Consider the following 25,313-nt stretch of genomic DNA (forward strand, 5'->3'; position numbering starts at 1 on the left):
AGGGAATCCCAAGACCAGTTGTCGCTGATCGTGGGATTTTTCTTATTTATATCCGTTCATTCCATTCCCATCTCTATATCAAAAATCAATCTGCCTTTACGTTTATCCTGCTTCTCTCGAACCATTTTGTATAAATCATTACAGGAGGGACAAAACCCAAAGCTATTAACATTTACAGCACATTCTTTACATATCTGGTTGTCGCATGTCTGATGTTGACCACCTAATATTCTTCCTCGACGATCCTTAGCACTTGTCCAGTAGTAACCAATTACAAAATCACATAACTGAGTAGCTTCGTTCTTTTTGCAGAAGGTACATGGATACTTTGGAAGGCTTAAAACGTTTTCTCTCACTCGTCATCCTCCTTAAAACAGCATTCAATGTTTTCTTTACTATCACATACGTATTGTCTCTTACTCGATACCCCCACTTCATATCGTGATATCCAAACAGGGTAGAATCCACCTAGTAGTTCCACAGCCTTACTTCTTGCTTCCCCTATTTCTGTAAATACGCCTTTAACATCTTTCTCTTTTGGTTGCCTATTTCTACCACATAAAAAATGTTTATCACTCGTAATTCTCCTCATACACCCCAGATTTTAATCTACCTAGAACCCAAAACTACGTATATCATCTATGAGCTTTCGAATATCGTTCACTCGTCGCCCTCCTCTTTTTTTGTACCTAGATCTCGCAGCTGCTTCTTTTCTTCATCGGTCAATGTATCCACATGCATCCTCCTAAACTCTTCTTCCTCTTTTGGGCTTAACCTGTAGGCCTTTCTTCTTCGTTTCTTCCACTCACGAAATTCATCTTTGTAAGTCACGTACTCTATCAAATATTTGGTTTCTGTATATTGATTAAAGAACCAAATGAGGCAATATGCCCATGCAACAATCAATGCAGCAAATCCCATTGCTGAACCTAAGCCAATGATCAACCATTTACCAGCTATATCAATCCACGTCATGATGCGTCGTCCTCGATAAAACGATCCAGTCTAACCCATCCCGTAGCCCCTCGCTTGAGAATCCAATATTGTCCTTCCGGCTCACGCCGTATCATTGAATCAAAACATTGCTCATCATCCTCCATATCGAAATTTCCTGCACAAATGTTTTGTTTTACCCAATTGATTCCTTTGTGTATCCCATACAACATGGTAGATTGACTACCGGAACATGCCCTTGATTCTTCAAGTAATCGCTTTTCTTCGCTTTTTAACCATTCCAGCAATTTCTGTGTATCTATCGTTCGTTCCACGATGCTTCCCCCTTGATTTGACCACTGTTTCGCGTTACAATGATCAATGATAATTGAATCTTCTAAATTCTGTGTCCAGCTAACCACATGCAAAGGTTGGCTTTTTATTTTTGTCCTCGGTTCCCCATGATTCCTCCTTCACGTTGATTGATGTATCCTTTTTCCGCTTGATCGATGACTAGGCACATAATCTCTATTGGATGCCTGTCCAACTCCCTCCCGATGAAATCAATCCCGAATCCTTTCTTCCACAATTTGCGAAACTCACGCAGCTGTCGATCATTCCAGATGAAGTTGTAATTGTGGAGAGCTGTGTACTCATACCGATGTTGTACCAGTGGCAGCACCTTCGCCATTAGACAGCCTTCTTTCCAATTAATCGGTAATCTTGTCCCTCTACTCGATAAATGCGACCCTTTGACATGCTGAACAATCTGGAAGCAGCTGCATCTCCTATTCGACTTTCTAATGTATATCGATCTTCATTCGAGCTGTAGATGATGGCTTTTTTCTTTTTGTATCGCTCGTTGATGATGTTAAAATACATGGTCCGTTTGGCTTCGCTGGAATTGGATTTTCCAATGTCATCCCAAATCAGAACAGGTACATTCACCAGGGCATCAAATTTTCGATAGTACAGATCTTTGTTCTCGTTATCCGACTTATAGGCCATCATCTCATCCATGATGATCGCATCCGATACGATCAACACCGCTACATCTCGTTTTAGTAACTCTTTTGCAATTGCTACTTGGAGATGCGTTTTCCCCAATCCATAACTGTTGTGTTTTTGTTTGACCATATTCTTTTTATCTAAATCTCGGATTGCATTTAGCTTCTGTTCTCCATATGTAGCTAAAAAACCAAGTCCATTGCTTGTGCTATCTTTTATTTCCTCGTATTCTGCTAGATACTGCCTAGCAGCATCCAGCAATATCTTTTGTGTTGGAGAAGTGACGTTGTAACTATCAAAGGTATCTTCTTCAAACTCTTCAGGGATCATCGCCCCTTTTAACCTTGTTTGATAGCGTTTCTTTACCAAGCAAGTACATTCCGTTGCTGTCCATCCATCGAGAAGATAACCAACATCCTTGCATTTCAGGCAATCAAAGTTAGTTTGCAAAGAGTCCGTCGAATTGGTCGTAGTAGCCTGTTCCCTCAGATGAGCTTTCATCTGTTCCGATCTCGCTCGAATATCCGCCATAAACGCTGTTACTTTTTGCATGGTTGTTCTCCCCCTGATTGGCTTTGTTTTTCAGTCGAATGATGCCTTGATTGGCTTTATGTTCATCGGTACCCCTCATAATCGCCAGAGTGTACTTTTCATTTTTATCGTGATGCCGATCTATATGAGTCCACATTGCATAAGTAAGAACAGATGCAGGATGTTTCTTCCACTTCTCTATTTCTTTTTGTATGAGTGTGATTGAAATACGAGCTGTTTTCCTGTAAAGCCGTAAGCAATCAAGATAATTAACTAGAATCTTTTTATTCACACCTAAGAGGTTGAAAAGCTCCTGCTTTTCGGCAAAGGATTCAATATCTTCTATGGAGCAAAGATTTTCCTTTGGACGACTTACTTTTTTTTGTGGTTCTTCTTCTCTTTCTTTTTCTTTTTCTTCTTCTTTTTCTTCTTCTTCCCCATAGTCTTTAGATACTGTATCGATAGGGTATGAATATCGTTTACACATCCTATAGAATTCATCGATAAACCCTTGATACTTAACGGATTTCAGCTCTTTCAAAATACAAGCTTTTACTTTTGGGCTATTGATTTTGTTGTACTTGATCCAGTTGCAAATAATGATCTCTTTCGTTGCATTGTTGTATTTTATCTTTCCGTAATCTTCAAATCTTTGAAGTAACTTCTCTATGATCTCTCGGTTATAATCCGTTTCATATTCCATTACTCTTTTCGGTAATTCATAGACTCCACATTGTGTCGTTTTGCTATTTGTCATGAGATAGAGAAAGAAGTATTTTTCCTCTGGTGTTAGGTCTAAAACAAATCCATCCTGCCAAAATGAAACATGTACTTGTCTGTATACTGCCAAGATTTCTCCCTCCTTGTTGTGGGTGGGTGACCGAAGCCACCCATTCATCTATAGAAAGCACTCAAAAAGGCAAATCATCATCTGACAAGTCTATCGGCTTCCCTACTTGCTGGAATGGATGAGAATAGGTTGAATTGCTATTGTCTGTTTGCTGTTGCTGCTCCTTGTTCTTGAAATCCAAGAACTTCACTTGATCCGCTACAACCTCTGTATGCCACATGGTCCGCCCTTCATCGTTCTCATAACTCCGAACCTGCAAACGCCCTCCCAAAGCCACTAGCGAGCCTTTCACGCAATATTTAGCCACGTTTTCTGCTAATCCACTCCATACGGAGATGAAGATAAAGTCTGCTTCCCGCTCTCCATTCTGATTGGTATAGTTCCGATCCACTGCAAGTGTAAATTTGGTGATTGCTGTTCCCCCATTAGTGGTATATCGAAGCTCAGGATCACGAGTTAATCTTCCAACTAAGACAACTGAGTTAATCATGCTGTATGCACCCTTTTCTGTTTTTCTTTGCAACTCTCTTTTACTTCTTGCACACCTTTGAGCATCATCTCTTGAAGCTCACAAACGGACTCCCTTTTTCCATATGGAATGTTGAATTTGCAACCGCTACATAACTTGAAAATTTCCGTCTTTTTTATCACTTTTTTTCCTCCAAACCAAGCAACGTTGTAATTTCTTGGTGCTTGGTGATTTTGATCCGGTCATAACCGTTTATTTTGGCGTGACGTTTCATCTTCTCTAGTTCAAATTGATCAAACGTCAACATCATTTCTATGACCTCCACACCATCCACTCCGTTTTCCGCCACATCTTTCGAATTCCAAAACTCTACTTGGTAATAACCTGCATCTATTTCATGCAATATTTTCACTCTGATTCCCCCGTTTCTACTACTTTCCAATTTGGTTCGATGTAATCGAATACCCATTCCATATACTTTTGATGAAGTAGCTCTTAAACCTCAATAGAATCCAAGCCTTCCAACTCTTCTTCTGGAATATCGAGTGTTTTCAAAGCAGCAATTTTGTTTGGTTCCAAACAGAACATGACTTTCATGACGCTTCCCCTCTCCTCTGATTTAATTGGTGTCTCACATATCCAGCAGGAGGTAATTGAATATCCGATCCATAATGAAGGATGTAATAATAGGCCTGGTCTGCATTGTCATACCTTCTACCAGTAGCTTCCAGTAATTGATGACGTTCCACCCATACTTTCAGTGCCATATTTAAACGTTCTGGAACGATCATCGATAGAAAATGATCCATGTGCCTTGGCTCCAATTCGTGCAATAACTCATTTATCAAATAGCGTTCATTCGGCTTTAGATTTCTCATGATGTTCCTCCTCAGCTTTTAGCCGTAATGAATATCCTCTAATATCACGCCTTTTTTAAAAGGCACTATCTCCACCTTGCATCTACGAGCATTCAACCAATCATTTGCATATGCTTCTTCGCTTGAATGCTCAAAGGCTATCCTTCTCGCTTCTTCCTCGGTGTGAGCAAGAACCACACAGGAACGGCATTCATCGTAATCTACTACATAGGGATCACGTGTTAATTTGTAAATGGTCATGCTACACCTCCTATATTTAGAGAGGGGACAAACCTCTCTGTTATTCGGTTTCGATTCTCAATTCATCGGGACGATCCTCGACAGTAATACCTTCGATGATTTCTCCCGTTTCAGAGTTAACTACTTTCCCATCTACTACTTGGAATCGCTTTTTCAGTTCAGATTTGTTCACTTCTTCTTTGATACGAATTAAATCTTCGTAACCTCGTAGCTTTAGAGAAGACAGAACAACATTGTCATAATAAACCCACTTAGGTTGTTGTTTTCGAAACCCAATCTTTCCACTCGGCAATTTCAGAGACTTGAACTTTGGATTCTCTTCTCGTTGACGTTCCGCATATATTACTAGCATCGATTGAAAATGCTCCAGTTCATTGTCTAGTTGTTCGTTTACACCCTCCAGCCAAGCATCAATTTTGGCTACTTCTACATCAGCTAATTGAATATTCGCTTTCTTACGATCCTCCAAAGCCTTGATCTTACGCAAAACCCAATTGGCCTTTTCCTCGTTATCCACTATAAATCCATTGGTTTCCCCTGCTTCTAAGTACTCTTTCAAACTCAAACTCTTTTCCATTTCGTATTCTTCCTATATTGGAAGAGAGAGAAAAACTCCCTCGTGTTATACTGCACCCTTCATTTCATCATCCGATTTGATATAATGCTGTAACTCTTCAGACGTTGACTTTTCGATAAACTCAATCACATCATGCGCTTGTTGCTTCGTCATTCTGGTCATGCTGCCTAGTTTGGTGTAGGTGTAAGCGACCTTCTTCACATCATCTGTTTTTAATCCCTTATCTCCACCACTTTTAAAGATTTTGTTCCGTTGCTCAGTGGACATTTTCCCTTTCCATTCCGTAACATTCGATGTCTTTGTATCTGCTGTTGTCCGATTTGCTTTCAGCTTTTCTAAGAAGTCTTTTCCTTGTTCCTCTGTTAATTCGTACAGAGGTAATTCATATAGTTTGTCGGTTTGGATATTGATTTTTTCCGGTGCTAGCTTCATAGCAGTCCAAAGATTTTTGATATTCAACAAAGTTTGATCTGTCATTTTTGCAACATCTGAAGGTTTTGTTTGGGATACTGTTTTTTCCGTCTGACTGTGCTTCTGATGTGTTTTTTGAATAGAGGAAGTACGCTGTTGTCTTCCTTTTCCGTAATTTGTCTCCTGTTGCCCTTGTGAAACTGATTGTGCGTCATCATCTTTGGAGGCTAGACCCAATGCCAAACAGAGCGAATAACGTCTCATGTAGGAGATAATCACTCCTACTTCTTGTGGTTTTTCAAAGTTCTTCACTCCAAAAGTGACTGGATCAAACTCTATATACTCACCAGATTCATGTAAGATCATGGTGTAAACCCCGCATATTTTGCCTTGTTGATCCCTTACTGTATCTTGAATGCAAGACAATCCATTTTTTAATAAATGTGGACGAGCAGTTTCAATGCATTCATCCAGTGGCGAATAATAGTAAGAATAAGCAAAGGAACCATCTTTTTTTCTAGCATCTACTTTTTTCGATTTCTTTGGAGAAGGACATGCTCCTTGAAACTTCGCTAATGCTGGTGCAATGTGCTTTAGACTCTCTGAGAACTTCATTTGCGATCCCCTTTCTTCTCATGCAAAGATGTTAGTAACTGTATCCCACTAGCGATATAGCCATAATGCTCGAATCCGATTTGTTCTCTAGGTGCTTAAAACCCAAAATCATTCGTTCTGGTATATAATCAATCTTCAGCTTCGGTGCAATGGTTAAAGCCTTGCTTTTATCGATTGGTGTTCTCATGTGTACCTCCTGTATAGAAAAGGGGCAACCGCCCCTATATGACAATGTCCTTCTGATCATCTGGTGCAAGGAGTTCATTCAATTTCTTCTGCCGATACAGCAGCAATTCTGCCTGCTTTACGATGCCGATCTCCGATGCCAAGTGAATCCCACCTTCCTCAAACAGCTCTCCATTCTCGATAAACCAGTAGTCCCAGCCGTTAGAATGCTTTTTGATGTGCCCAGCGTGCAAATCGTGGTGTACTGATCGTTCATCTTCTCGATCAGCTCATTGGCTTCCACATGCTCCGTAACATCGAAGTATGCGATTGCAGATCGTGGAACCATACGGCGTGCCTCACCCATGTCAAACTCGATATAAGAGACATCCTCATCACCCAAAACAAAGTTATATAAGTGGGTGGCTTCTTCTCCCATGACTTCCATTAAAGTCCCGTCCTTCAGACGAAACACGATCTTCTTGATGTAGGTGTAAAATTTTTCTTCCCCTTTGATATCCATGTACATCTTCATTCTCCCTTTCGATCTAGCTCCAACTGTGGTACACTAGACCTCTGTTAAGTTTTCTTAGGCTTGGTGGTGTTGCTGCACTGCCAAGTCTTTTAATTTGCCTTGTAGATTGCTAATCTGATTGCCAATCCCCATTACACAGCAGCCTTCTTGGAGCATCTTCTTCTGTACATCCTCCAAAATCTCAATCTCATGTTTCAGCTGCTTACGCTTTGCATCCCACAATGTTCTCACCTCCCCTCACAGCGGATACTTGACCGCCAGGTATTCCTTGTAATTTTTTCGTTCCTTTCTCAGCCGTTCTGCCTTTCTTTGTAACTGACGAAATTCAAAAATGTTACCCTCGTGAAACTGTGCCCATGATTCAAATCGAAAATCTATTTCCTGTTTCAACAGAGCTTCCAGATAACGATCCTCTGTATCGGTGGTCAAAAGCTTGTTATAGCTCGTGTACATCACTTCGCCCCCTTTTTCTTCTGTTGATCTTCTTTTGCAGCAACATCACGCAAATTTGTGATGTTGCCACGTTTGAGATCTTTGACTTTCGGTTTACCGTTATACACCTTGCCGACTCGTCGTTCCAACAGTCAGCTCACCTCCTTCCTATGCCGTAAATTAACTAGCAAAATCATTTGACTTTTGTACTTTCTTTTTCAGCAAATGATAAATATGGCTCTCAATATTTCGTAAACGTTTCTTCCTTTCTTCCTCAGTAATTACAGGAGCAACTATGGTGACTGTTGTATTTCCAAGATGATAAATCTTCTCCAATCTCTTCCCCTCCAATAGAACGAATATTCTGATTGCATAGAGTAGCATTTTCATGCAAAATGTTACAGAGTTGTTAATTCAGTTGTATTTTTTATAGATTGCCTTCGAAATGGACATATCCAATTCGAATCTATCTTTCATCAACATAAGATGAGCAGTATCTTCTACTATGGGCTGGCGATCTTGTAACATTTCAGGAGTCATATTCTCTTTCTTGATCGCTTTGGGTAGACCGTATTTATTTGCTACTGCTTTATTAGCAATGTTATTTGCTTTCATATAGTGGACTGGCTGAGGATTGTTCATTTGACTAATTTTCAACATCGCTTGCTTTTGGTGCTCCTTGTCTAGCATTCGAAATACTTGGAAGCCTTCTAGACCGCTTTGTTGACGAAGTTGTTTGATAACTTGATAAACCCATTTCTCAAAATCTTTTGCTTCTGGACGTTTTGATTTAAATATTGCTTTGTAAACACCAATTTCAGAAATGACAGTAGCCTCTTGGTTTCCACCAAGGGTCTCCACTATGTGGGTATCCTTTTCGTGATCTTCCAACATACGAGACACACGGAATGCATCACGATAACCAAGTACTTTCGCAACATCAGCAGCCACCGCCCACCAATCGTTTTTGATTTCAACAAAGCGGATTTCATGATCAAGCCATTTTTCAATTTTCAATGTTCGTCAACTCCTTATGCTGTTTTGTCACCCAGAAACAATTTGTTTCTATTTTGATCAAAAAAAAGGTCATCAATAGTACTTCCATAAAAATCAGCAATTTTTTTTGCTAATGAAAGCGATGGATTTCTTTCTCCTTTTTCAATGTAACCAAGCGCCTGTCTAGTTATACCAAAGTGTTGAGCTGCTCTTGTTACAGACATTTTTCCACGCATCTCTATTAATTTATGTCTCATTTTGTCACCACCCTCCGGTAACGTTTTGTTTCTGTCAACACTTTCCTAGAAACAAAACGTGCTCTTTTTTGGTAACAATAAGTTACATATAATAAAGTAAATGATTAAAGGAGAAAATCGTATGTTTAAAGATCGCTTGATTGAACTAAGAGAAAGAAAAAAATTAAGCCAATATGAGTTGGCAGACAGACTGGGACTTTCCCGAGGAAGAATTGCTAATTACGAAAGAGGGTCAAGACAACCCAAGTTTACTGTTTTAAAACAAATAGCAGATTACTTTGAAGTCTCTACGGATTATCTACTAGGAAATACAGAAGACCCAACTACTGAAGTCCAGGAGAAAGTGAGTGATGTGGATTTAGAAAAAACTTTGGAGGCATTGAAACAAAAAAAAGCTCGCTGGGGTGATCGCGAACTTTCCGATGAAGATCAAGATATGTTAGCAAACATAATTGAAGCAGTCCAAAAAAGAAGACAAAATTTATAAACACAGTTTATTTAATCTTGTTATCTCTGATTTATTCAACTCATCCTCTAATTTAAAAAATATAGAGTATAAATCGATTACACCATGTATGGTATCATTTAATCTCTTATATGTATCCTCACCTACGCTATCCGGTTCTCTCATTGGATGGCTTTTTGTGGTGCTTTTCATCCTTTCCAGAAGCTTATATGAATTACCTAGACTTTCCAAAAATAGCATCACTCCATCATTACCATGCACTGTACGACCATTAAAACTGTATTCATCACGTTCAAGTAATGTAGCTCTTTTGGAAACTTCGGAACTGAACTGTATAAAGCAGCTGCTTATATCATGTAGGAATTGTTTCGCTTGTTCTTTCCCCATATTGTTTTCCTGTGTTTCTGTTTGCATATTCTTCACCCTTTAAGTTTGTGAATGCAATGTTTGTGAATGCAATTTCTGTTAATAAGATTGTGAGTATGCTAGATATTTCTTTCTATGGTGTATTTATGTATTTTTCAGTTTCATTTATAATGTTACTTATCTTCACTATTTTTGATATTTTGTGCGCACAAAACACCAAAAACAGCTTTTTGTTATGAATTTAACTTTATAGTAAAATATTTTTGGAAAGTTGATCTTCTTCATGAATCAGGTTGATATAGGAAAAGTAATACACAAGATTCGCACCAATAAAGAGCTGAAACTGGAAGTTCTCGCTCAACAAATAGGTTGTACACATCCCACACTAAGCAGATTTGAAAGAGGAAAACTAAGTCTGGAGGATAAAAAACTTGAATTACTCCTCGATATCTTAAACATCAAACGGGAAGATATTCCATTTATCTTAAAGAACATTCACTTAGATGACGAAATTGAACTTTTTACTTTCCGATCCATTGAAGCTCAGATTAAGATTGAAGGTTTAACACCATATCAATTTAATAAAAAACTTACTTACATCAATCATGAAATCGCCAGACATTATTTGAGAGGAAAAAGATTTTTTGTAAGCAAAGACTACAAAAATGCTAGCAAAATCTATCAATCCCTTATCCTTTTAAACGAAGAAGAATACTGGCCAAACGCTAATTTAATCCCAACGGCATATGTAGACCTAGCATTTATTTCCTTAAAAGAAAATGATCATGGTAGTGCCCTTCAACTTTTGGATAAGGCACTAGAAACTTTTAATCTAGAAGGGGAACGTAGAAATACTTGGCACTCCATTCATTACAACATAGCTCACATTTATTTCGAACTAGGAAATATAGATGAAGCAGAAAAACGGTTAAACGTTATTTGGTCAGAACACTCACAAATTGAAGGATTACTGAAAATAAAGGTTTTCGAACTTAAAGCATCCATTTTAAAAGAAAGAGAATTAAAAGAGGAAGCAATAACATTCCTCCAAGAATCCATGCTTATAGCTTCTGTTCTAGAAGATCCGGATGGAATCTATTATATTTTAGTTGCTTCTGGAAAATTAGCTTATGAATTAAAACTGTATGATAAAGCAGAAAGGTGTTTTCAATCTGCTATCGATATCAAAGACAAACTGAAGAAAACCACAGCAACCAGTGCCTATCTAGCGATGAGTGATTTGTACCTATTTCAAGACGAACTGAAAAAAGCAAAAAGACATCTTGAAAAAGCTATAAAAGGTGCTAAAAAAGCGAAAGATATGCATGATTTGATCCAAGCATATATGATTCAGGGTGGCATTTACGAAAAAGAAAAAAATAAATCCGATGCCCATACCAGCTACAAAGAAGGAAGAAAATTAGCAAATCAATATGAATATGACCAATACAAACGTATCTTAAGCGAACATTTCAAACGTTGTAGTGAAGATGGAAAGGAGTGATCCTGATGGGAGATCCACATGATGGTTAGCGATAGCGATCTAGGAAACTAGATCGCTTTTTGCTTTTTTTGAGACAAATCAAGTAGGAAAATAAATACATCGAATAGAAATAAAAGACTGGGACAAACCCAGTCTTTGTGATTTACTTTTCTTTAAGATAAATTTTTTTCTTTTCTTTAGCTGTACAAGCTGGGCAAATGGGATTGCTCTCGTTTGTCTCATAATCCAGATCACATTTTGGGCACACATACTTCTTTGCCATTTTTGACCACTCCTTAAAAGTAGGTGAAAGAGTGAAAACACATGAGTCTTTTTTACGGGGATACAAACCGGCTTACCTCTGTTCTCGTAGATTTGAAGGGGATGCACTTCGACAGTTACACAATAGAAATTATCCATTTGTAATTGAATATGAATTAGAAGACTTTGACGATCCAAGTACGCTATACGACGTGGGGACATTGTTTTTTCAAAACGAACAAATGAAACAAGATTATTTACAGGCTTCCAGAGAAACAATGGATAGTACATACTTGTTAGGCGTAACACTTGGTTTTCCACCTATTGCTTGCCGATTTTTTTCTGATGCAAACGAAAATGAGAAACTTTCAAAAAAACGTGCTGGCTTCAGTTATCAAGGGTATCAATTCGCTGGAAACATCGATGATGTGGATGATATATGTGAGTGGCTGTGGGAGAATGTACAAGCTCCAATAATCGAGGTTGAGGTTGAATATAATGGAGAAATAAAAGTGATCGAACCAGCAATAGTGACCTAATTCCCTCCTCTTTGAAGGTATATCTTTGCTGTTCTTATAATCAGTTTATACCAAATTGCATGAATTGGAAAATCCTTTTTATAACGGTCTAGGAAACTAGATCGCTTTTCTTTTGTATTCAGCTTTTTTCCATGAATATCAAAGAGAAAATTACACATCCTATTGAGCGTATCAAACACTATTCTCTAGGAGAGATGTACATGTATCAGCAACAACAAGCTACACAGATAACCAACCAGTTATCTCATATCCAATCCATGGCTCGTCAACTGGAACAAGCGGAAGCACGTCGTCAACAAACGGAACAACAACAAATTGCTGAGGCTGCACATTGCAGACAACTTGCTCAACAAGTAGAACAAGCAGTTGCTCAATGTATCCAAGTTAGTAATCAATTTGCTCAAGCTCCGATTCAACAATTCCAACAATCTACTGGGTCAGCTTATGGAATGACTCAACCACAAACTTGGCAAACACAAACCCCAAATCCTTCTGTACCTTTAGTATAAAGAACAACGAAAGCCCCATCAGGGGCTTTTTTTGTTATACTATGTTTCAAACTCTATATATCCACTGGATTTATTATTATACAATAGGTGAAACAATAACTTCTTAACTTCTTCTAAACGATAATTCCTTTCTTCCTCTGTTATCAGTGGAGTTACAATATATATATCTGTTTTACCGATGTGATACATAAAACCGTCTTTATATCGTTCCTTTTGTATCTCTTGCATATTACCACCTCTTATTCCATACATATGCATAAGATGCAATAGGACTAGCCTTGAAATTTAGGAAGTGAATAGATGGAAAGAGTAGCAATGTATTTAAGAAAATCACGAGCTGATCTTGAATCGGAAATGAAAGGAGAAGGCGAAACTTTAGCAAAACATAAAAAGGCCTTACTCCAGGTAGCTAAAGAGAAAAAGCTAAACATTATTAAGATATATCAAGAGATCGTCTCTGGGGAAAGCTTGATCCATAGACCTGAGATGCTAAAACTCATGGAAGAAATAAGTAATAATGAGTATAGTGCAGTACTTTGTATGGATATGGATCGCTTGGGTCGTGGAGATATGCAAGACCAGGGCTTTATTTTGAAAACGTTTAAAAAATCCAAAACAAAGATCATTACACCACGTAAAATCTACGATTTAGATGATCAATTTGATGAAGAGTACAGCGAATTCGAAGCCTTTATGGCTAGAAAAGAATTTAACATCATCAAACGCCGGTTAGAAAATGGAAGGATACGTTCTGTTCAGGAAGGGAACTACATTGGTGCTCGTGCTCCATTTGGCTATCAAAAAACTAGAGATTTAACCCTAATTCCTGATTCAGAGACTTCTTCTATCGTTAAAATGATCTTTCAATGGTATACAAGTGATGATCCAAATGAAAGATTAGGTACTACTAATATTGCTAAAAAACTTAACGAACTAGGAATCACATCGTATACTGGCTCAAAATGGTCTAATAACGTCATTCTTCAAATTATCAAGAATCCAATATATATTGGTAAAATTAGGTGGAAAGCAGTAGAACGAGTAAAATCCACTGATCCTAATAAAAGAGTGGATGCTAGGAACAGGAAAGAAGACGAAATCATATTAGTAGATGGGAAACATGAAGGCATTATCTCTGAAGAAATATTCAAGAAAGCCCAAGACATTCGAATCAACAAAAGAAATCCTCGTTGGAAACAAACTACATCATTACAAAATCCTCTAGCAGGATTAATTATTTGTGGGGTCTGTGGTGGCACTCTAACCCTAGCAAGAGCATCCAATTCAAAGTTTAAATGGCCACATCTTGTTTGTACAAATCGAGGACGTGGTGGAAACTGCAATAAAAGTAGTCGACTAGAGCATATCGAAAGAAGAATCTTGGAGGCTCTATATGACTGGTTAGAAGAATACAAATTAAAGATTGATCCAAAAGCGTATATTGAAAAAGATACTCATACTACTATTTATGAACAAACAATAAAAAATCTAAAAATAGAAATAAATGATCTTCGAACACAACAGGATCGATTGCATGATCTTCTGGAGCGTGGAATCTATGATGAAGATACTTTTATCAGTCGCTCTCAAAAGATTACAAGTCGGTTGGATGAATTACACCATGCCTTGAATCAATCCGAAATTGATCTAGAGCTTGAAACTGACAGACAAAAAGCAAAATTAGATATCATCCCCAAAATTGAAAACATTTTAGATGTATACACCACTTTAGAAACCGCTAAAGAAAAAAACCTACTTCTTAAAACCATTATCGACAACTGCATCTATACGAAAGAAAAACATCAAAGGAACGATGAGTTTTCCATTGTCATTCATCCAAAAATTTAAAAATACCTCCTACTTTTGGAGGTATTTGTTTCATTTATCACCAAATTCAGTTATAATTAATGTACCTATAATCATATGGTTTACTTATAAACCATCGTTGCGATCATTTCTAAGTGGGCAAACTCCTCCGTACCTATATCTGTCAACAATCCTTTCACTTTGTCTGGAATGGTGTATCGTTGGTTTAAGTAACGAAGTGCAGCAGCTAATTCCCCATCGGCTCCTCCATATTGTTCAATGAGCAACTTTGCTAAATGTGGATTACATTGGCTCACTTTTACTGGATACTGTAACTTTTTTTCATATATCCACAAAAAATATCCCCACCTCGAAAAACAGACTTGTTAGAAAGCATATTCCATATGAATGCTCGGGATGATCTTCTTCAAAGTTATTTTCCAAAATAAGGAATAAATTAAACTTCTAGCAATAAGCTTTCGCCAGAACTGCACAGCGAGATTATTGTCATTTCTATTTACTCCCAGGTGGTGTTTATGGAATTTTGCTATAAAAACGACCAAATAAATGATCATTTGAAATAAATCATATTTCCCATGGCCAAGGCCCCTCATTCCAACCACAAGGATAACGATTGCTCGAGTGACCGAAGTGCATCAATGGACCATATCTCTCCTCATATTCAGAGCGTATTACTTCCCTTTCCAATGCGCAATGGTTGTATTGGGCAAGAGCGTCTGGATCACTTGGATGTGTATCCAGATAAAGGTTTAGCTCTACTAAGACAAAATCAACTTCTTGTAATTTTCGAAGTAATGCTCTCCGTTTTTCATGTTCCATCTTTGTCCCTCCAATTCTTTGGAGGATATGGACTATAAAAAATAGGCCATAGAGTTCCTTTTATCAATGCCTCATGTTTCGAATACTGCGGCAAATTAGGTGGTTGGAATCCTAAGAATTGATTGGGTGGGACCACATAATGCTTTGCAGCGGGGGGACATGGATCATCTGGACTATGACAGGGATACCATACTCGGTACTGATCTCGATATGGATTAGGTTTGCGTTTTGTCAACACAACTCCTCCTACATAAAAGTCTTATCACCATCTTATGTATAAAAGTAGAAAAAAGAAGAAATTTTCGACATGCACGAAAATGTGTAGAAACACGAGAAAAAGACAATAAAAGCTAAGTAATCCCCTTTAGAAATTTCTCCAAAGGGGACTGGTGTGAAATAATTACCTATTAAAAAGTCGTTTCGATAATGGCTTCCTTTTTCGCAATCCCATAAGACCGAAATACAAAGGTTAACGCTACAAATCCGAGCAAAGCTAATCCGAGGAAATAGAAAAGGGATGATATACCCAAATACTGCATCAAGGTTCCCCCTAAATATGGCCCGATAATACTCCCTACACTATAATGCATGGAACACAATGCACTGCCCTTTGGTAATAAATGAGCGGGCAAAATATCATCCATAAAAGCTAGTCCTAAAGAGAATAACGACCCTACAAAACCCCCTGATAGACCGAGAATGAAAAATAAACCAATAAAACTATCTCCTACCAAAGGAACAAATAACATACCAAATCCACCTAAGAAACATAAAATGCGAAGAAGATTTTTTCTTCCAATCTTATCACCCAACATGCCTAATGGTAATTGAAACACAAGACTTCCCCAAATAAAAGCAGTGATCAAGAGAGAAATTTCACCTTTTGACAACCCTAGTTTCAAGCCATACACTGGAAAATTACCTGATAACGCGACTTCTAATATCCCATACAACAACATAGGGATCATCGCCAAAAACCCCATTTTGTAGACAATTTTATAAGAAGTAGATACTTCCTGTTGATTATCATTTGTTTTAGCAAAGTTAGCATACCCTTTGGTCAGACGAAAGCTGACAATCAAACTGACGACAAGCATAATGATCAATATGACGAATGGAATCAAATAACCATGAGCAGTCATGTTCAATCCCAATGGACCGATTCCAAATCCAAGTCCATACATCAAACCAAATTGGGAAAGTCTTTTTCCTTTGTGTGCCGGATCGACGGTAGCAATCAACCACACTTGACAAGATAAAAGAGCAATGTTGTTCCCTATTCCGACGAAAAAACGTAAGGCTGACCACCACCAAATCCCATACGTAAAAGGAAAGAGAGCAAAAGATATCAATAAAATGGAGGTCCCTACAACAATGGTGTTGCGATATCCCCACCTCGATATCAGTTTTGAATAAAACATCATCGAAAACAGCATACCGACGTAGAGCATCGCAGCACTGAATCCATTAATACTAGGAGCCAAATGCATTTGCTCCAACATCGTAGAAATAACTGGAATCAAAAACCCCTGCGTAATTCCAAAAATCATTACAAGAAATAAAAAAGTATAAAAGCGAGTTGTCGACCATTTATCAACACTTGTTTGCATCTAATGATTCACCTCTTTATATTTACACACGAACACCCTCACCAGCACTTGGCGAGGGACTTTATTCATATCGTATCAAGGATGTACAAGAAAAAGCTAATACATATTTATCCTTTTTTAAATTAAAAAATATAATGCACTTTTGATTGTTGTTTCTAGATCGTGCTGAGGAGTTACAGCATGTAGTCTTGCCAAATGATCCAAATAACGCATCTTTTCAGAAGATTCAGGATAACCAAATACGACTTTTCCGGATTTAATCCAATATCCAAATTCCACATTTGTCGTGAAACCAGGTAAATGAACTAAATTTCTCGGAATCCAAAATAAAATACAATCTGCTTTTTCTAAGCCGCTTAACTCCCAGTTTACTTGATCATCATAATCATGTTTAAATTCACCACTACGTGGTTCAGGAATAAAAACAAATCCATCGAACTTCAATCTTTTTAAAATTTCTACAGCCAATGGTCTCCAAGAGTCAACTTTTTGAGATCTTGGTGTGGGACCGGCTAAAAATATACTTTTTGTTACTTGCTTTGGAAATGGTTCTGGTGCATATAGCAAATTCAATGTTTTCACATCCACTCTATGACATATTTTCACTATACACGAAAAAACGCCTTCTCCATGACGAGAAGGCTGTTACGCTATTATTTAAAACGATTCACGTATCACCAATTCATTTAAAGACAACCGGGAGGATGGTCTTGCAGGTTGTGCTGCTTTTCCAATGGATACAAGCAAAACAGGAAAATAACGTTCAGGCACGTTAAATTCTCGTATCAGTTTATCTGGATTAAACCCACCCATCGGACAAGAATCATACCCCATTGATTTAGCGGTCAACATTAATTGCATCGCAGTTAATCCACAGTTTAGAGTTGAATCCATTTGAGCTCGTATTTTATCAGCATACGCTCCTTCGATTTGTGACACCAAATTATCCCTGAGTTCTCTTGTCATAATGCCTTGTTCTACTGCGTCTCCATAAATTTGATGGGCAGTCCGATAAGCTTCTAAATCTCCTAAAATCGCTACGACAATGGATGCTTCTACTACTTGTTTTTGTCCATAGGCAACAGAAAGCATTTTTTGTTTTTGTTCAGGTTTGGAAATTACAAGATATCTCCATTGTTGCAAATTCCAAGAGGAAGGAGCTGAAGAGGCGAGGGTTAATAATTCATTGATTTCCTCTTCCGCCATTACGTGAGTAGCATCATAACTTTTAACACTGCCGCGACTAACCATGATTTCTTTTAGCACATCGTACTGAGTAGAAGTCACCATTAAAAACACACCTTATCCCTTTATATTTTTAATACTCAACTCGTTCCATTGATTTCATCCACATCTGAAATGGGGATAGCTTATCCGGAGGAGATAGCTTCTCCATATTAATTTTTCTTTGCTCATAAGAAATGGCTAATTCATCGTAAATAAATTGGTCGTCAAATCCTGCTGTAGCCGCCTCCTGCTTTGTACAAGCAAAGTAGACTTTTTTTGGCCTCGCCCAATAAATTGCCCCAAAGCACATAGGACAGGGTTCACAACTCGTATAAATAATACAATCTTCTAATTGAAAATGTTGAAGATTTTTACAAGCGTCGCGAATTGCCCCCATTTCTGCATGCGCAGTGGGGTCATTATGAGTTGTTACTTGATTTACCCCTTGACCGATAATCGCTCCATCTTTAACTACAATAGCCCCAAATGGTCCGCCTTGATTGTTTTTGACATTATCGACAGCCAATTGAATAGCTTTTTGCAAAAAATCTTGATGCGTCATGCTTCTCACCTACTTTATCAAATACAAATTAGAGGAGGAATAAGAAAGTGAGTCGTTATTTTGACTGGCTGCATTCTACTGTGATCACCGAAGAGGAAAGAGCTGAATTACAAAATTATTCCTTTAAAGAACAACACGAATTTAAAAAGAAACTTTCCTTTGGAACAGCAGGTATAAGAAACGCAATAGGAATAGGACCGCATCGCTTAAACCGATTTACCATTCGCCAAGTAACGGAAGCATTTTATCGTTATTTAGCAGCTACCCATCCTTCAAATTTGCACCGAGGTATCACTATAGCTTATGATAATCGACATTGCTCCAGACTATTTGCTGAGGAGGCTGCTTGTTTATTCGCCTATCATCAGGTTCCAGTCTATCTCTATTCTCATATATGCCCTACCCCTATGCTATCCTATGCTATCCGTCATCTTCAAGCCATCGGAGGAATTATGATCACAGCTAGTCATAATCCACCATCTGATAACGGCTTCAAAGTATATGGAAAAGACGGAGCACAATTATTACCAGCTTGTGCGAAATTAATCGAGCAACACATGGATGCTATAGCAGATGTTCTTACCATTCCCACCCTATCCTATGTGCATGCACAACAGATTGGAAAAATAAGAGAAGTTCCTAAAGCTATCGATCAAGCATACTACCAGGCTGTACAATCCCTCACATCATGTTGTTCTAGCGATCAACATCTGAGCGTCGTCTACACTCCCTTACATGGAACTGGTCAAATAGCACTCCCATCCTTACTCCAAAACTTAAGATTTATCTCCACCAACCTCGTAACCGAACAAGAAAAAGCCCACCCCGACTTCCCTACTGTTTCTTCTCCTAATCCAGAAGATGAAGCCGCTTTTACCTTGGCAAAAAAAGCTGCCCGAAATGTTAATGCCGATGTGATCTTGGCAACAGATCCAGATGCAGACCGGGTCGGCATAATGATACCATATCAAGAGGATTACATACACCTGACCGGAAACCAAATTGGTACTCTATTGTTATATTATTTACTTACGGTAAAGCAAAAAAAAGGCACTGTTTACTCTACCATTGTCAGCACAAGTTTGACACAAAAAATCGCCCATCACCATGGAAGAAAAGCTGCCCAAACATTGACCGGCTTTAAATATATAGCAGAACAAATTGAAAAAAATCAAGATTTATTGCTTGGATTTGAGGAGAGTTATGGGTATCTCCTAGCAGATTTTGTCCGAGATAAAGACGGGATTCAAACATCATTTTACCTATGTCATGTTGTCGCCCACTATAAAAAACAAGGAAAAACCCTCTTAGATGTATTGGATGACATATATCGACAATATGGCTACCATGTTAGCAAAGTTATCTCTCTTCCAAACATAACAAAAGGGGATATTATCGATGATTTCTTCACCATTTGGAATAATGCAAAGGAAAAACTTGATTATCGAACAGGATTAGATCCATTACCAAAAGCGGAAGTTGGTAAAGTTTGGTTGGCTGATGGTAGTTGGATCGCTATTCGTCCTTCGGGCACAGAACCAAAGGTCAAAATCTATATGGAAGCTGTGGGGAAAAACCAAAAAGAGGCAAAACAAAAAGTGCTGGATATCTGTGATGCAATCAAGCAGAATTTTAAATGAAAAAGGAACTCCTGTACTTCGAGTTCCTTAACAAACCTAACCTGCACTTGCAGGTACATTTTTTTTCTTTTTCTTAAGGATAAACCATTCAACGATGATCACATGTAATCCAATCGCTAACCAAACTCCAGTTTCTAATAACCCATCAAAAACAGTTGGAGTAGCTGCAACATCACTAGATACATTTCGCAATAATAGGACTGGCACTAAAAATGGATGCAATACTATTACTTATATTTTCAGCGACACCAAAAAACGATTTTCTCCCATATCTGTCGTATCTTCTCCTTAGCAGTCACTCCCTCGATAGTATGATCTAAGGCACTCACCTGTTGTCCGATTTTCCACTTTCGATCTTCTCGCTTCCAATTGGGAAACGATCTCTTCAAAGGTGTCTGCCAGTCCTTCTAAATCCTTAATATTCTTCACACTATTTTCTATTTCCGATTTTTCTTGTTCATCTTGATACTTACACATCTCAAAGTGAAATTCAGGAGCAAAGGAAGTAGATGGCCGGTTCTCCAATTTGCCTTTATGACCAAGATTTCTTGTCAGCAGCCAATGGTATCTGTCTCGCCCATTGTTTGGATCATGCACCACTGCAATGTAATTGGTTGCAAAATCACTTATATTTTTTATGATTTTGATGTCATCCCCAATTTGAAGAGATAAACCATTATCTTCAAAGTCTTGATCTTTGATTTCTTTCTTTTGGGCATTTTTCAATTCATCATGAAAAATTGGAACGTTCCCTTCTGGTACTAACTCAATCTCCACTTTTCCATAAGTGGAACTCTCTTCGATACACCGACTAAACACAAAGACAAAACGATCCATAGTAGAGGATTGATCCTTCTTTACCCGATTTACATTGAGTTTAACGATATATTTTTCATAAGAGCAAGCTGGAAACTCCAAAAATTTCACTATACCCCTCCTGAAAATGTAAAATCCCTTACAACCTAATTTTATTATTTTTCACAATAATAGTAAATATTATTCTCTTATGATTAGAGAATATTTCTATTTTTCTATATAAGAGAATCAGTTTCTTGTCCCAAATTACCAAACCTCGTCGATGAAGGACTAAATATTCGTATTTTCCCTATACTAGTAATATATCTACTTATTTAAAGGAGTACCTCAATGCAAAATAAGAAGTGGAAACTGCTTTTCTTATTTGTTATCCTCTCGCTTCTCACCGGCTGCATCCAAGGGAATTTACATGTAACGATAAACAAAGATGGTTCTGGAATCTATCAGTGGAAAGTGTTAACAAATGCCAAAGCACAAAGGTATATACGTCATATCACAACCCTCTATTCAAGCAAAGGATATGAAGCTAAGTTTATACGCGAAAAAAATCAAGTTGGCTTTATAGCCACAAAACCAGTTAAAAATATTGCAAAAGAACCACTAAACAAAGAAATAAATGCTGCTATCCCCACAGAGCTAATACCAAACGGCGGCCAATCAAAAGCGGTTCTTTCCACAAAAACTACCTTTCAACCGATCAAGGAATTAAGCATTAAAAGTAGTTTTTGGAAGACAACCCTGCTCTATCAAACACAAGTTAATATGCAGAAAAACATTTCGAATTTACTAGGACCTTTTGCTCCTTATTTGAGTGATTTGTTGGATCGGCTCAAATTCCGTTTTCTCCTGACTTTACCAATCGCTCCTACGAAACAAAATGCCAATGCGGTGAGTAAAGATGGAAAAACATTGTCTTGGAATCTCAAACTTGGACAAAACAACCCTATCGTTTTGGGTATCGATGTTCCAACACCTATCCTCTTATTGCTTGCAGCGGGTAATAACTTAACACAATATGTCCCTGATTTTTGGACACTCACAATAGAGTGGATACTACTGATCCTAGCAAGCCTTGGTATTATCATTTACTTGATTCGTATCCTGTTTCGCATAAGAAAACCTACCTAGTCGTTTATGGACATGGTAGGTTTCTTTATCTACATGGAATCTCTTTTTTCATCCCGATAACAACAGTAGCATCTAACTCTTCACTGGTTACGATTTGCGGAAGCAACCCATTCTGTATAAAAAGCTCAGCCGTTTTCAAGGCTTGCTGCTCACTTGTTTCAACGAATAGATATCCATTTGGAGCGAGCCACAGCGATGCGGCTGAGGCTACTCGCTGCTGGATATCTAAACCATCTTTTCCTCCATCGAGTGCCATCCGTGCTTCATACTCACGAGCTTCTGTAGGTAGAAACGCAATTGCATTTGTCGGCACATAGGGGGTATTGGCGAGCAAAATGTTCACCCTGCCTTGTAAATAATCTGGCAGTGGTGAAAATAGATCGCCTTCATACACCTTACCTCCTCTAGCAGAGATATTTTTCCTAGCACATTGCACTGCTTTTGCATCCAAATCTGAAGCGTACAACTGATAATTCTCTAAAGACGCAGTTACCGCAATGCCTAATGCACCTGATCCACAACATAAATCTAGTATGGTATCCCCGCTCTTTGCAAGTTTTACAGCTTGTTCTACCAGAAATTCGGTTCTTTTTCGCGGTACAAAAACACCATTATCAACTGCAATTCGATGACCGTAAAACTCACTCCATCCAACAACATGCTCAATTGGCCATCCAGAAACTCTCTGTTGTACCATTTTGGTAAGCCCAGATTCATCCTGTGCTGTTTCAAGTAACAACTGAGCTTCTTCCTCTGCAAATACACATCCTGCATTCCGAAGCTGTGCTACTACAGAAGAAAATAGCGAGACTCTCCTCTTATCTTCCAAACTCCCATCATATAATTTATTCTTTTCTGTGGAATCTAAAGACACTTCAACACCTCAACTTTTATCTTAACTTTAAGGGTTTGTTGCGAAAATTATGATGCTGCCAATCCATTCGATAATCATAGCATATATGTTGCAATATCAACGAAACAAGAACATATGAATACAATCACCGTTATCATACTTGCTTGTAACACGGTGACATTAGCTAGCGGCCGCAAAGCAAAGAATAAAATTATCATTTCCCAGATGAAAGCGAGCTCTATTTGATCCAGTACGGCTGTTACCACACCAGATGAAGGAATCCAATAACTCAATGCAGTAACTTGAGGACCTTGGATTTGAGGGTCTACTAACAAACTGACTAGAAAAGTGATAGGTTCTAAAATAAGCGAAATATAAAGAGTTAGGATAAACACATATCGAAAAGAAACTGTTTTTTTAACTAGTTTTGTTATGCCCCAAATAACAAATGCTTCTATAAGAAGATATAGCGTTATTACGAACAACATGAATACACTCAAAAAAACTGCAAAAAAAACGGAAACTACTTCGATCGAATCACCAGGTTCCAGTAAAGTTGGGTCTAAATAGGGCTGTGCATATCCAAAAATTGCTCCTAAAACAACGATAGACATACACAGAAATAACAAAGGTAACTTATAACTCGGATTTTCCTTTATCCGTTCAACAGCTTGCGCTGGATGGTATAATATCAAAATACCAGTTGGAACCGTTATTTTTTTCAAAAAAAGCACCCTTTTCTTTATAAAAATAAGAATAATATTAACAATTCATTATAATACAAAAAGAGTGGGAAACCTATGAAAAAAACCGATGAGTTCGGCAATCGTATGAAAGCTTATGAATTTGCATATCGTAGTTACTTACCTAAACGCTTACCTGTATTGCTCCGAATCGATGGCTGTCACTTCCATAGCTATACCAAAAAACTAGACAAGCCATTTGATGAACGACTTGTCCAAGCATTTTGGGAAACAGGGCAATTTTTAGCAAGTGAAATAATGGGTTGTAAACTCATCTATCACCAAAGTGATGAAATCTCCCTCCTCCTGACAAACAATGACAAACTTACGACAGAAGCATGGTTTGATAACAACCTGCAAAAAATCACTTCTGTTGCCGCATCTCTGGCGACAGCAAAATTTAATGATGTGATCAAGAAGATTTTAGCCGACCAGAATCTTGCCACCTTTGATTGTAGAGCTTGGATATTGCCTTCAGATGAAGTCGTCAATTATTTTTTGTGGAGACAATTGGATGCAGCTAAAAACAGCGTTTCCATGGTTGCTCAAAGTCATTTTTCTGCTAAACAACTGCATGGTCTCAGTGGAAAACAGATGCAGGAAAAACTGATGATGGAAAAAGAAATAAACTGGAATGACCTGCCGGTTTGGCAAAAACGAGGGGTATGTATAACAAAGCAGTCTTATCAAAAAGATAATGCTATCCGTCACCGCTGGGTGGTAGATAAGGAAATACCGATCTTCTCGCAAGACAGAGGATATATCGAACAATATGTGTATCCAAAGGATGAGTAGGTACTCAAATGGAAGCAATTATATTGATGGGATTACAAGGATCAGGAAAATCAACTTTTGTAAAAGACTATTTTTTTCGGACTCACATTCGTATTAATTTAGATATGTTGAAAACGAGATATCGGGAAAATTACTTAGTGGATGCTTGTCTACATGCAAAACAGCCATTTGTTGTAGATAATACCAATCCAACAGTAAAAGATCGGCTCCGTTATATTCCAAAAGCAAAACAACATGACTTTCGAGTGATCGGTTACTTCTTTCCTCCTGATATCGAAGCATCCATAGTTCGTAACCAAGCAAGAGATAAAACAGAACAAGTCCCGATCGTTGCAATCAAAAGTACCTGTAAGATATGGGAACCTCCAAGTTACTCCGAAGGATTTGATCAAATTTATCAAGTAAAGATTCAAGACTCTCAGTTTTATGAGGAAATCCTGAAACATCATATGCCATAATGGACGACGCGCTACGACTTTCCACATAATGTAGAGCCGTAGCACGTCTGTGATCACGAGTGAACTACCTCACCATCACTCGCCCGAGTCCTCCCCGAGCACTGTCCGCGTCATGTCGGACGTCGACTCAGCCAGAGCCTTCTGGTCCGGTGTGGAGGTCTCGTTTCCCAGAACGACGTGAGAATCGATCTGACCTCGGGTCAGATTCTCACGCTCTGCCGGAGTGAGCGATTCGGTCATCTGTTTTCCTCTTTTTCTCTCGCAAACCAACTTGGAGTTGAGCTCATATGGGTTCAACTCCTATTAGTATAACA

At 38.2% G+C, this 25,313-nt stretch carries 42 protein-coding genes and 1 pseudogene; 9 read left to right on the forward strand and 34 right to left on the reverse strand.

Translation table 11 applies throughout. The features are described from left to right. Positions 1 to 56: 56 nt before the first annotated feature. The 21 genes from AC5WOF_RS05900 to AC5WOF_RS06000 all read right to left on the reverse strand — a co-directional run bounded on the left by AC5WOF_RS05900 (position 57) and on the right by AC5WOF_RS06000 (position 8,897). Positions 57 to 356: a hypothetical protein gene (locus AC5WOF_RS05900; protein WP_496049018.1), complete on the reverse strand. Its 300-nt coding sequence runs from the start codon at positions 354 to 356 to the stop codon at positions 57 to 59. Between the two features lie 304 nt (positions 357 to 660). Continuing rightward, a complete protein-coding gene (locus tag AC5WOF_RS05905; RefSeq protein ID WP_496049019.1) occupies positions 661 to 975 on the reverse strand; it encodes a hypothetical protein in 315 nt (104 codons plus the stop codon). Next, complete coding sequence (locus AC5WOF_RS05910; protein ID WP_496049020.1) at positions 972 to 1,268, reverse strand: hypothetical protein; 297 nt, start codon at positions 1,266 to 1,268, stop codon at positions 972 to 974. The genes AC5WOF_RS05905 and AC5WOF_RS05910 overlap by 4 nt, the downstream gene beginning before the upstream one ends. A gap of 104 nt (positions 1,269 to 1,372) precedes the next feature. Continuing rightward, positions 1,373 to 1,624, reverse strand: a complete 252-nt coding sequence (locus AC5WOF_RS05915) for a helix-turn-helix domain containing protein (RefSeq protein WP_496049021.1) — start codon at positions 1,622 to 1,624, stop codon at positions 1,373 to 1,375. Beyond that, positions 1,624 to 2,493 (reverse strand): ATP-binding protein, encoded by an 870-nt coding sequence (locus AC5WOF_RS05920; RefSeq protein WP_496049022.1) that lies wholly within the window; start codon positions 2,491 to 2,493, stop codon positions 1,624 to 1,626. The genes AC5WOF_RS05915 and AC5WOF_RS05920 overlap by 1 nt, the downstream gene beginning before the upstream one ends. Beyond that, on the reverse strand, positions 2,381 to 3,322 hold the full coding sequence (locus AC5WOF_RS05925) for a hypothetical protein (protein WP_496049023.1): 942 nt from the start codon (positions 3,320 to 3,322) through the stop codon (positions 2,381 to 2,383). Before AC5WOF_RS05925 ends, AC5WOF_RS05920 begins: the two co-directional genes overlap by 113 nt. A 61-nt stretch (positions 3,323 to 3,383) precedes the next feature. After that, entirely contained in the window at positions 3,384 to 3,812 is a 429-nt protein-coding gene (gene ssb / locus AC5WOF_RS05930; RefSeq protein WP_496049024.1) for a single-stranded DNA-binding protein, read from the reverse strand. After that, entirely contained in the window at positions 3,809 to 3,973 is a 165-nt protein-coding gene (locus AC5WOF_RS05935) for a hypothetical protein (protein ID WP_496049025.1), read from the reverse strand. Before AC5WOF_RS05935 ends, ssb begins: the two co-directional genes overlap by 4 nt. After that, positions 3,970 to 4,203: a hypothetical protein gene (locus AC5WOF_RS05940; protein WP_496049026.1), complete on the reverse strand. Its 234-nt coding sequence runs from the start codon at positions 4,201 to 4,203 to the stop codon at positions 3,970 to 3,972. Before AC5WOF_RS05940 ends, AC5WOF_RS05935 begins: the two co-directional genes overlap by 4 nt. Positions 4,204 to 4,384: 181 nt before the next feature. After that, positions 4,385 to 4,669, reverse strand: a complete 285-nt coding sequence (locus AC5WOF_RS05945; protein ID WP_496049027.1) for a hypothetical protein — start codon at positions 4,667 to 4,669, stop codon at positions 4,385 to 4,387. An 18-nt stretch (positions 4,670 to 4,687) separates the two neighbouring features. Further along, positions 4,688 to 4,909 carry a hypothetical protein gene (locus tag AC5WOF_RS05950; protein ID WP_496049028.1) on the reverse strand — a complete coding sequence of 74 codons (222 nt, stop codon included), beginning with the start codon at positions 4,907 to 4,909 and terminating at the stop codon, positions 4,688 to 4,690. Positions 4,910 to 4,949: 40 nt separating this feature from the next. After that, the gene (locus AC5WOF_RS05955) at positions 4,950 to 5,486 is read right to left on the reverse strand and encodes a host-nuclease inhibitor Gam family protein (protein WP_496049029.1); all 537 of its coding nucleotides are present in this window, start codon (positions 5,484 to 5,486) and stop codon (positions 4,950 to 4,952) included. A 45-nt stretch (positions 5,487 to 5,531) separates the two neighbouring features. After that, the gene (locus tag AC5WOF_RS05960) at positions 5,532 to 6,512 is read right to left on the reverse strand and encodes an ERF family protein (protein WP_496049030.1); all 981 of its coding nucleotides are present in this window, start codon (positions 6,510 to 6,512) and stop codon (positions 5,532 to 5,534) included. A gap of 31 nt (positions 6,513 to 6,543) precedes the next feature. Further along, complete coding sequence (locus AC5WOF_RS05965; protein WP_496049031.1) at positions 6,544 to 6,699, reverse strand: hypothetical protein; 156 nt, start codon at positions 6,697 to 6,699, stop codon at positions 6,544 to 6,546. Between the two features lie 117 nt (positions 6,700 to 6,816). After that, positions 6,817 to 7,206: a hypothetical protein gene (locus tag AC5WOF_RS05970; RefSeq protein WP_496049032.1), complete on the reverse strand. Its 390-nt coding sequence runs from the start codon at positions 7,204 to 7,206 to the stop codon at positions 6,817 to 6,819. A 60-nt stretch (positions 7,207 to 7,266) separates the two neighbouring features. Next, positions 7,267 to 7,434: a hypothetical protein gene (locus tag AC5WOF_RS05975; RefSeq protein WP_496049033.1), complete on the reverse strand. Its 168-nt coding sequence runs from the start codon at positions 7,432 to 7,434 to the stop codon at positions 7,267 to 7,269. A gap of 15 nt (positions 7,435 to 7,449) precedes the next feature. Next, on the reverse strand, positions 7,450 to 7,665 hold the full coding sequence (locus tag AC5WOF_RS05980; RefSeq protein ID WP_496049034.1) for a hypothetical protein: 216 nt from the start codon (positions 7,663 to 7,665) through the stop codon (positions 7,450 to 7,452). Beyond that, complete coding sequence (locus AC5WOF_RS05985) at positions 7,665 to 7,793, reverse strand: hypothetical protein (RefSeq protein WP_496049035.1); 129 nt, start codon at positions 7,791 to 7,793, stop codon at positions 7,665 to 7,667. Before AC5WOF_RS05985 ends, AC5WOF_RS05980 begins: the two co-directional genes overlap by 1 nt. Positions 7,794 to 7,824: 31 nt before the next feature. Further along, entirely contained in the window at positions 7,825 to 7,980 is a 156-nt protein-coding gene (locus AC5WOF_RS05990; RefSeq protein WP_496049036.1) for a hypothetical protein, read from the reverse strand. Positions 7,981 to 8,058: 78 nt separating this feature from the next. Further along, positions 8,059 to 8,661, reverse strand: a complete 603-nt coding sequence (locus AC5WOF_RS05995) for a BRO-N domain-containing protein (RefSeq protein ID WP_496049037.1) — start codon at positions 8,659 to 8,661, stop codon at positions 8,059 to 8,061. A gap of 14 nt (positions 8,662 to 8,675) precedes the next feature. Then, positions 8,676 to 8,897, reverse strand: a complete 222-nt coding sequence (locus tag AC5WOF_RS06000; protein WP_496049038.1) for a helix-turn-helix transcriptional regulator — start codon at positions 8,895 to 8,897, stop codon at positions 8,676 to 8,678. A 121-nt stretch (positions 8,898 to 9,018) separates the two neighbouring features. Here AC5WOF_RS06000 and AC5WOF_RS06005 point away from each other — a divergent pair, with 121 nt between their 5' ends. After that, positions 9,019 to 9,384 (forward strand): helix-turn-helix domain-containing protein, encoded by a 366-nt coding sequence (locus AC5WOF_RS06005; protein ID WP_496049039.1) that lies wholly within the window; start codon positions 9,019 to 9,021, stop codon positions 9,382 to 9,384. Here the strand turns inward: AC5WOF_RS06005 and AC5WOF_RS06010 are convergent. After that, positions 9,379 to 9,777, reverse strand: a complete 399-nt coding sequence (locus AC5WOF_RS06010; protein ID WP_496049040.1) for a hypothetical protein — start codon at positions 9,775 to 9,777, stop codon at positions 9,379 to 9,381. The genes AC5WOF_RS06005 and AC5WOF_RS06010 overlap by 6 nt on opposite strands. A gap of 235 nt (positions 9,778 to 10,012) precedes the next feature. Here AC5WOF_RS06010 and AC5WOF_RS06015 point away from each other — a divergent pair, with 235 nt between their 5' ends. From AC5WOF_RS06015 to AC5WOF_RS06025, 3 genes are all read left to right on the forward strand, one after another. Then, the gene (locus tag AC5WOF_RS06015) at positions 10,013 to 11,233 is read left to right on the forward strand and encodes a helix-turn-helix domain-containing protein (RefSeq protein ID WP_496049041.1); all 1,221 of its coding nucleotides are present in this window, start codon (positions 10,013 to 10,015) and stop codon (positions 11,231 to 11,233) included. A gap of 293 nt (positions 11,234 to 11,526) precedes the next feature. Then, positions 11,527 to 12,012 (forward strand): hypothetical protein, encoded by a 486-nt coding sequence (locus AC5WOF_RS06020; protein WP_496049042.1) that lies wholly within the window; start codon positions 11,527 to 11,529, stop codon positions 12,010 to 12,012. Positions 12,013 to 12,212: 200 nt separating this feature from the next. Continuing rightward, positions 12,213 to 12,521: a hypothetical protein gene (locus AC5WOF_RS06025; RefSeq protein ID WP_496049043.1), complete on the forward strand. Its 309-nt coding sequence runs from the start codon at positions 12,213 to 12,215 to the stop codon at positions 12,519 to 12,521. A 39-nt stretch (positions 12,522 to 12,560) separates the two neighbouring features. Here AC5WOF_RS06025 and AC5WOF_RS06030 read toward each other — a convergent pair whose 3' ends face one another. Further along, positions 12,561 to 12,749, reverse strand: a complete 189-nt coding sequence (locus tag AC5WOF_RS06030) for a hypothetical protein (protein WP_496049044.1) — start codon at positions 12,747 to 12,749, stop codon at positions 12,561 to 12,563. A gap of 72 nt (positions 12,750 to 12,821) precedes the next feature. Here AC5WOF_RS06030 and AC5WOF_RS06035 point away from each other — a divergent pair, with 72 nt between their 5' ends. Further along, positions 12,822 to 14,369 carry a recombinase family protein gene (locus tag AC5WOF_RS06035; RefSeq protein ID WP_496049045.1) on the forward strand — a complete coding sequence of 516 codons (1,548 nt, stop codon included), beginning with the start codon at positions 12,822 to 12,824 and terminating at the stop codon, positions 14,367 to 14,369. A gap of 83 nt (positions 14,370 to 14,452) precedes the next feature. Here AC5WOF_RS06035 and cotJC read toward each other — a convergent pair. The 7 genes and pseudogenes from cotJC to AC5WOF_RS06070 form a co-directional block, all read right to left on the reverse strand. Further along, a pseudogene (gene cotJC / locus AC5WOF_RS06040) lies at positions 14,453 to 14,683 on the reverse strand (spore coat protein CotJC); the annotation flags it as partial. A gap of 229 nt (positions 14,684 to 14,912) precedes the next feature. Beyond that, complete coding sequence (locus AC5WOF_RS06045) at positions 14,913 to 15,167, reverse strand: spore coat protein CotJB (RefSeq protein WP_496049046.1); 255 nt, start codon at positions 15,165 to 15,167, stop codon at positions 14,913 to 14,915. Then, positions 15,157 to 15,402: a spore coat associated protein CotJA gene (locus AC5WOF_RS06050; protein WP_496049047.1), complete on the reverse strand. Its 246-nt coding sequence runs from the start codon at positions 15,400 to 15,402 to the stop codon at positions 15,157 to 15,159. The genes AC5WOF_RS06045 and AC5WOF_RS06050 overlap by 11 nt, the downstream gene beginning before the upstream one ends. 172 nt (positions 15,403 to 15,574) lie before the next feature. Next, on the reverse strand, positions 15,575 to 16,777 hold the full coding sequence (locus AC5WOF_RS06055) for an MFS transporter (RefSeq protein WP_496049048.1): 1,203 nt from the start codon (positions 16,775 to 16,777) through the stop codon (positions 15,575 to 15,577). 117 nt (positions 16,778 to 16,894) lie between these two features. Then, entirely contained in the window at positions 16,895 to 17,350 is a 456-nt protein-coding gene (locus AC5WOF_RS06060) for a nucleoside 2-deoxyribosyltransferase domain-containing protein (protein WP_496049049.1), read from the reverse strand. 84 nt (positions 17,351 to 17,434) lie between these two features. After that, the gene (locus AC5WOF_RS06065; RefSeq protein ID WP_496049050.1) at positions 17,435 to 18,067 is read right to left on the reverse strand and encodes a nitroreductase family protein; all 633 of its coding nucleotides are present in this window, start codon (positions 18,065 to 18,067) and stop codon (positions 17,435 to 17,437) included. Between the two features lie 28 nt (positions 18,068 to 18,095). Further along, positions 18,096 to 18,566, reverse strand: a complete 471-nt coding sequence (locus tag AC5WOF_RS06070; protein ID WP_496049051.1) for a nucleoside deaminase — start codon at positions 18,564 to 18,566, stop codon at positions 18,096 to 18,098. 47 nt (positions 18,567 to 18,613) lie between these two features. On the opposite strand from AC5WOF_RS06070, the gene AC5WOF_RS06075 reads away from it, so the two are divergent. Beyond that, positions 18,614 to 20,206: a phospho-sugar mutase gene (locus tag AC5WOF_RS06075; RefSeq protein WP_496049052.1), complete on the forward strand. Its 1,593-nt coding sequence runs from the start codon at positions 18,614 to 18,616 to the stop codon at positions 20,204 to 20,206. A gap of 36 nt (positions 20,207 to 20,242) precedes the next feature. Here AC5WOF_RS06075 and AC5WOF_RS06080 read toward each other — a convergent pair whose 3' ends face one another. Further along, complete coding sequence (locus AC5WOF_RS06080; RefSeq protein WP_496049053.1) at positions 20,243 to 20,428, reverse strand: hypothetical protein; 186 nt, start codon at positions 20,426 to 20,428, stop codon at positions 20,243 to 20,245. A 66-nt stretch (positions 20,429 to 20,494) separates the two neighbouring features. Then, a complete protein-coding gene (locus tag AC5WOF_RS06085) occupies positions 20,495 to 21,133 on the reverse strand; it encodes a hypothetical protein (protein ID WP_496049054.1) in 639 nt (212 codons plus the stop codon). A 219-nt stretch (positions 21,134 to 21,352) separates the two neighbouring features. On the opposite strand from AC5WOF_RS06085, the gene AC5WOF_RS06090 reads away from it, so the two are divergent. Next, entirely contained in the window at positions 21,353 to 22,150 is a 798-nt protein-coding gene (locus AC5WOF_RS06090; RefSeq protein WP_496049055.1) for a hypothetical protein, read from the forward strand. A 25-nt stretch (positions 22,151 to 22,175) separates the two neighbouring features. Here AC5WOF_RS06090 and AC5WOF_RS06095 read toward each other — a convergent pair whose 3' ends face one another. Then, positions 22,176 to 22,979 carry a putative protein N(5)-glutamine methyltransferase gene (locus tag AC5WOF_RS06095; RefSeq protein ID WP_496049436.1) on the reverse strand — a complete coding sequence of 268 codons (804 nt, stop codon included), beginning with the start codon at positions 22,977 to 22,979 and terminating at the stop codon, positions 22,176 to 22,178. A gap of 119 nt (positions 22,980 to 23,098) precedes the next feature. Further along, positions 23,099 to 23,728 carry a YIP1 family protein gene (locus tag AC5WOF_RS06100; protein WP_496049056.1) on the reverse strand — a complete coding sequence of 210 codons (630 nt, stop codon included), beginning with the start codon at positions 23,726 to 23,728 and terminating at the stop codon, positions 23,099 to 23,101. A 75-nt stretch (positions 23,729 to 23,803) separates the two neighbouring features. Here AC5WOF_RS06100 and AC5WOF_RS06105 point away from each other — a divergent pair, with 75 nt between their 5' ends. Next, on the forward strand, positions 23,804 to 24,541 hold the full coding sequence (locus AC5WOF_RS06105; protein WP_496049057.1) for a tRNA(His) guanylyltransferase Thg1 family protein: 738 nt from the start codon (positions 23,804 to 23,806) through the stop codon (positions 24,539 to 24,541). An 8-nt stretch (positions 24,542 to 24,549) separates the two neighbouring features. Then, the gene (locus tag AC5WOF_RS06110; RefSeq protein ID WP_496049058.1) at positions 24,550 to 24,999 is read left to right on the forward strand and encodes an AAA family ATPase; all 450 of its coding nucleotides are present in this window, start codon (positions 24,550 to 24,552) and stop codon (positions 24,997 to 24,999) included. Positions 25,000 to 25,313 lie beyond the last annotated feature (314 nt).

This window comes from Shimazuella sp. NTD250 (genome assembly GCF_059510375.1).

Coding starts and splice junctions, on each gene's coding strand:
- AC5WOF_RS05905 (WP_496049019.1), bottom strand. CDS start 975: ATGACGTGGATTGATATAGCTGGTAAATGGTTGATCATTGGCTTAGGT.
- AC5WOF_RS05915 (WP_496049021.1), bottom strand. CDS start 1,624: ATGGCGAAGGTGCTGCCACTGGTACAACATCGGTATGAGTACACAGCT.
- AC5WOF_RS05920 (WP_496049022.1), bottom strand. CDS start 2,493: ATGCAAAAAGTAACAGCGTTTATGGCGGATATTCGAGCGAGATCGGAA.
- ssb (WP_496049024.1), bottom strand. CDS start 3,812: ATGATTAACTCAGTTGTCTTAGTTGGAAGATTAACTCGTGATCCTGAG.
- AC5WOF_RS05945 (WP_496049027.1), bottom strand. CDS start 4,669: ATGAGAAATCTAAAGCCGAATGAACGCTATTTGATAAATGAGTTATTG.
- AC5WOF_RS05950 (WP_496049028.1), bottom strand. CDS start 4,909: ATGACCATTTACAAATTAACACGTGATCCCTATGTAGTAGATTACGAT.
- AC5WOF_RS05955 (WP_496049029.1), bottom strand. CDS start 5,486: ATGGAAAAGAGTTTGAGTTTGAAAGAGTACTTAGAAGCAGGGGAAACC.
- AC5WOF_RS05960 (WP_496049030.1), bottom strand. CDS start 6,512: ATGAAGTTCTCAGAGAGTCTAAAGCACATTGCACCAGCATTAGCGAAG.
- AC5WOF_RS05965 (WP_496049031.1), bottom strand. CDS start 6,699: ATGAGAACACCAATCGATAAAAGCAAGGCTTTAACCATTGCACCGAAG.
- AC5WOF_RS05970 (WP_496049032.1), bottom strand. CDS start 7,206: ATGTACATGGATATCAAAGGGGAAGAAAAATTTTACACCTACATCAAG.
- AC5WOF_RS05980 (WP_496049034.1), bottom strand. CDS start 7,665: ATGTACACGAGCTATAACAAGCTTTTGACCACCGATACAGAGGATCGT.
- AC5WOF_RS06000 (WP_496049038.1), bottom strand. CDS start 8,897: ATGAGACATAAATTAATAGAGATGCGTGGAAAAATGTCTGTAACAAGA.
- AC5WOF_RS06005 (WP_496049039.1), top strand. CDS start 9,019: ATGTTTAAAGATCGCTTGATTGAACTAAGAGAAAGAAAAAAATTAAGC.
- AC5WOF_RS06010 (WP_496049040.1), bottom strand. CDS start 9,777: ATGCAAACAGAAACACAGGAAAACAATATGGGGAAAGAACAAGCGAAA.
- AC5WOF_RS06015 (WP_496049041.1), top strand. CDS start 10,013: ATGAATCAGGTTGATATAGGAAAAGTAATACACAAGATTCGCACCAAT.
- AC5WOF_RS06025 (WP_496049043.1), top strand. CDS start 12,213: ATGTATCAGCAACAACAAGCTACACAGATAACCAACCAGTTATCTCAT.
- AC5WOF_RS06030 (WP_496049044.1), bottom strand. CDS start 12,749: ATGCAAGAGATACAAAAGGAACGATATAAAGACGGTTTTATGTATCAC.
- AC5WOF_RS06035 (WP_496049045.1), top strand. CDS start 12,822: ATGGAAAGAGTAGCAATGTATTTAAGAAAATCACGAGCTGATCTTGAA.
- AC5WOF_RS06045 (WP_496049046.1), bottom strand. CDS start 15,167: ATGGAACATGAAAAACGGAGAGCATTACTTCGAAAATTACAAGAAGTT.
- AC5WOF_RS06055 (WP_496049048.1), bottom strand. CDS start 16,777: ATGCAAACAAGTGTTGATAAATGGTCGACAACTCGCTTTTATACTTTT.
- AC5WOF_RS06065 (WP_496049050.1), bottom strand. CDS start 18,067: ATGGTGACTTCTACTCAGTACGATGTGCTAAAAGAAATCATGGTTAGT.
- AC5WOF_RS06070 (WP_496049051.1), bottom strand. CDS start 18,566: ATGACGCATCAAGATTTTTTGCAAAAAGCTATTCAATTGGCTGTCGAT.
- AC5WOF_RS06090 (WP_496049055.1), top strand. CDS start 21,353: ATGCAAAATAAGAAGTGGAAACTGCTTTTCTTATTTGTTATCCTCTCG.
- AC5WOF_RS06105 (WP_496049057.1), top strand. CDS start 23,804: ATGAAAAAAACCGATGAGTTCGGCAATCGTATGAAAGCTTATGAATTT.
- AC5WOF_RS06110 (WP_496049058.1), top strand. CDS start 24,550: ATGGAAGCAATTATATTGATGGGATTACAAGGATCAGGAAAATCAACT.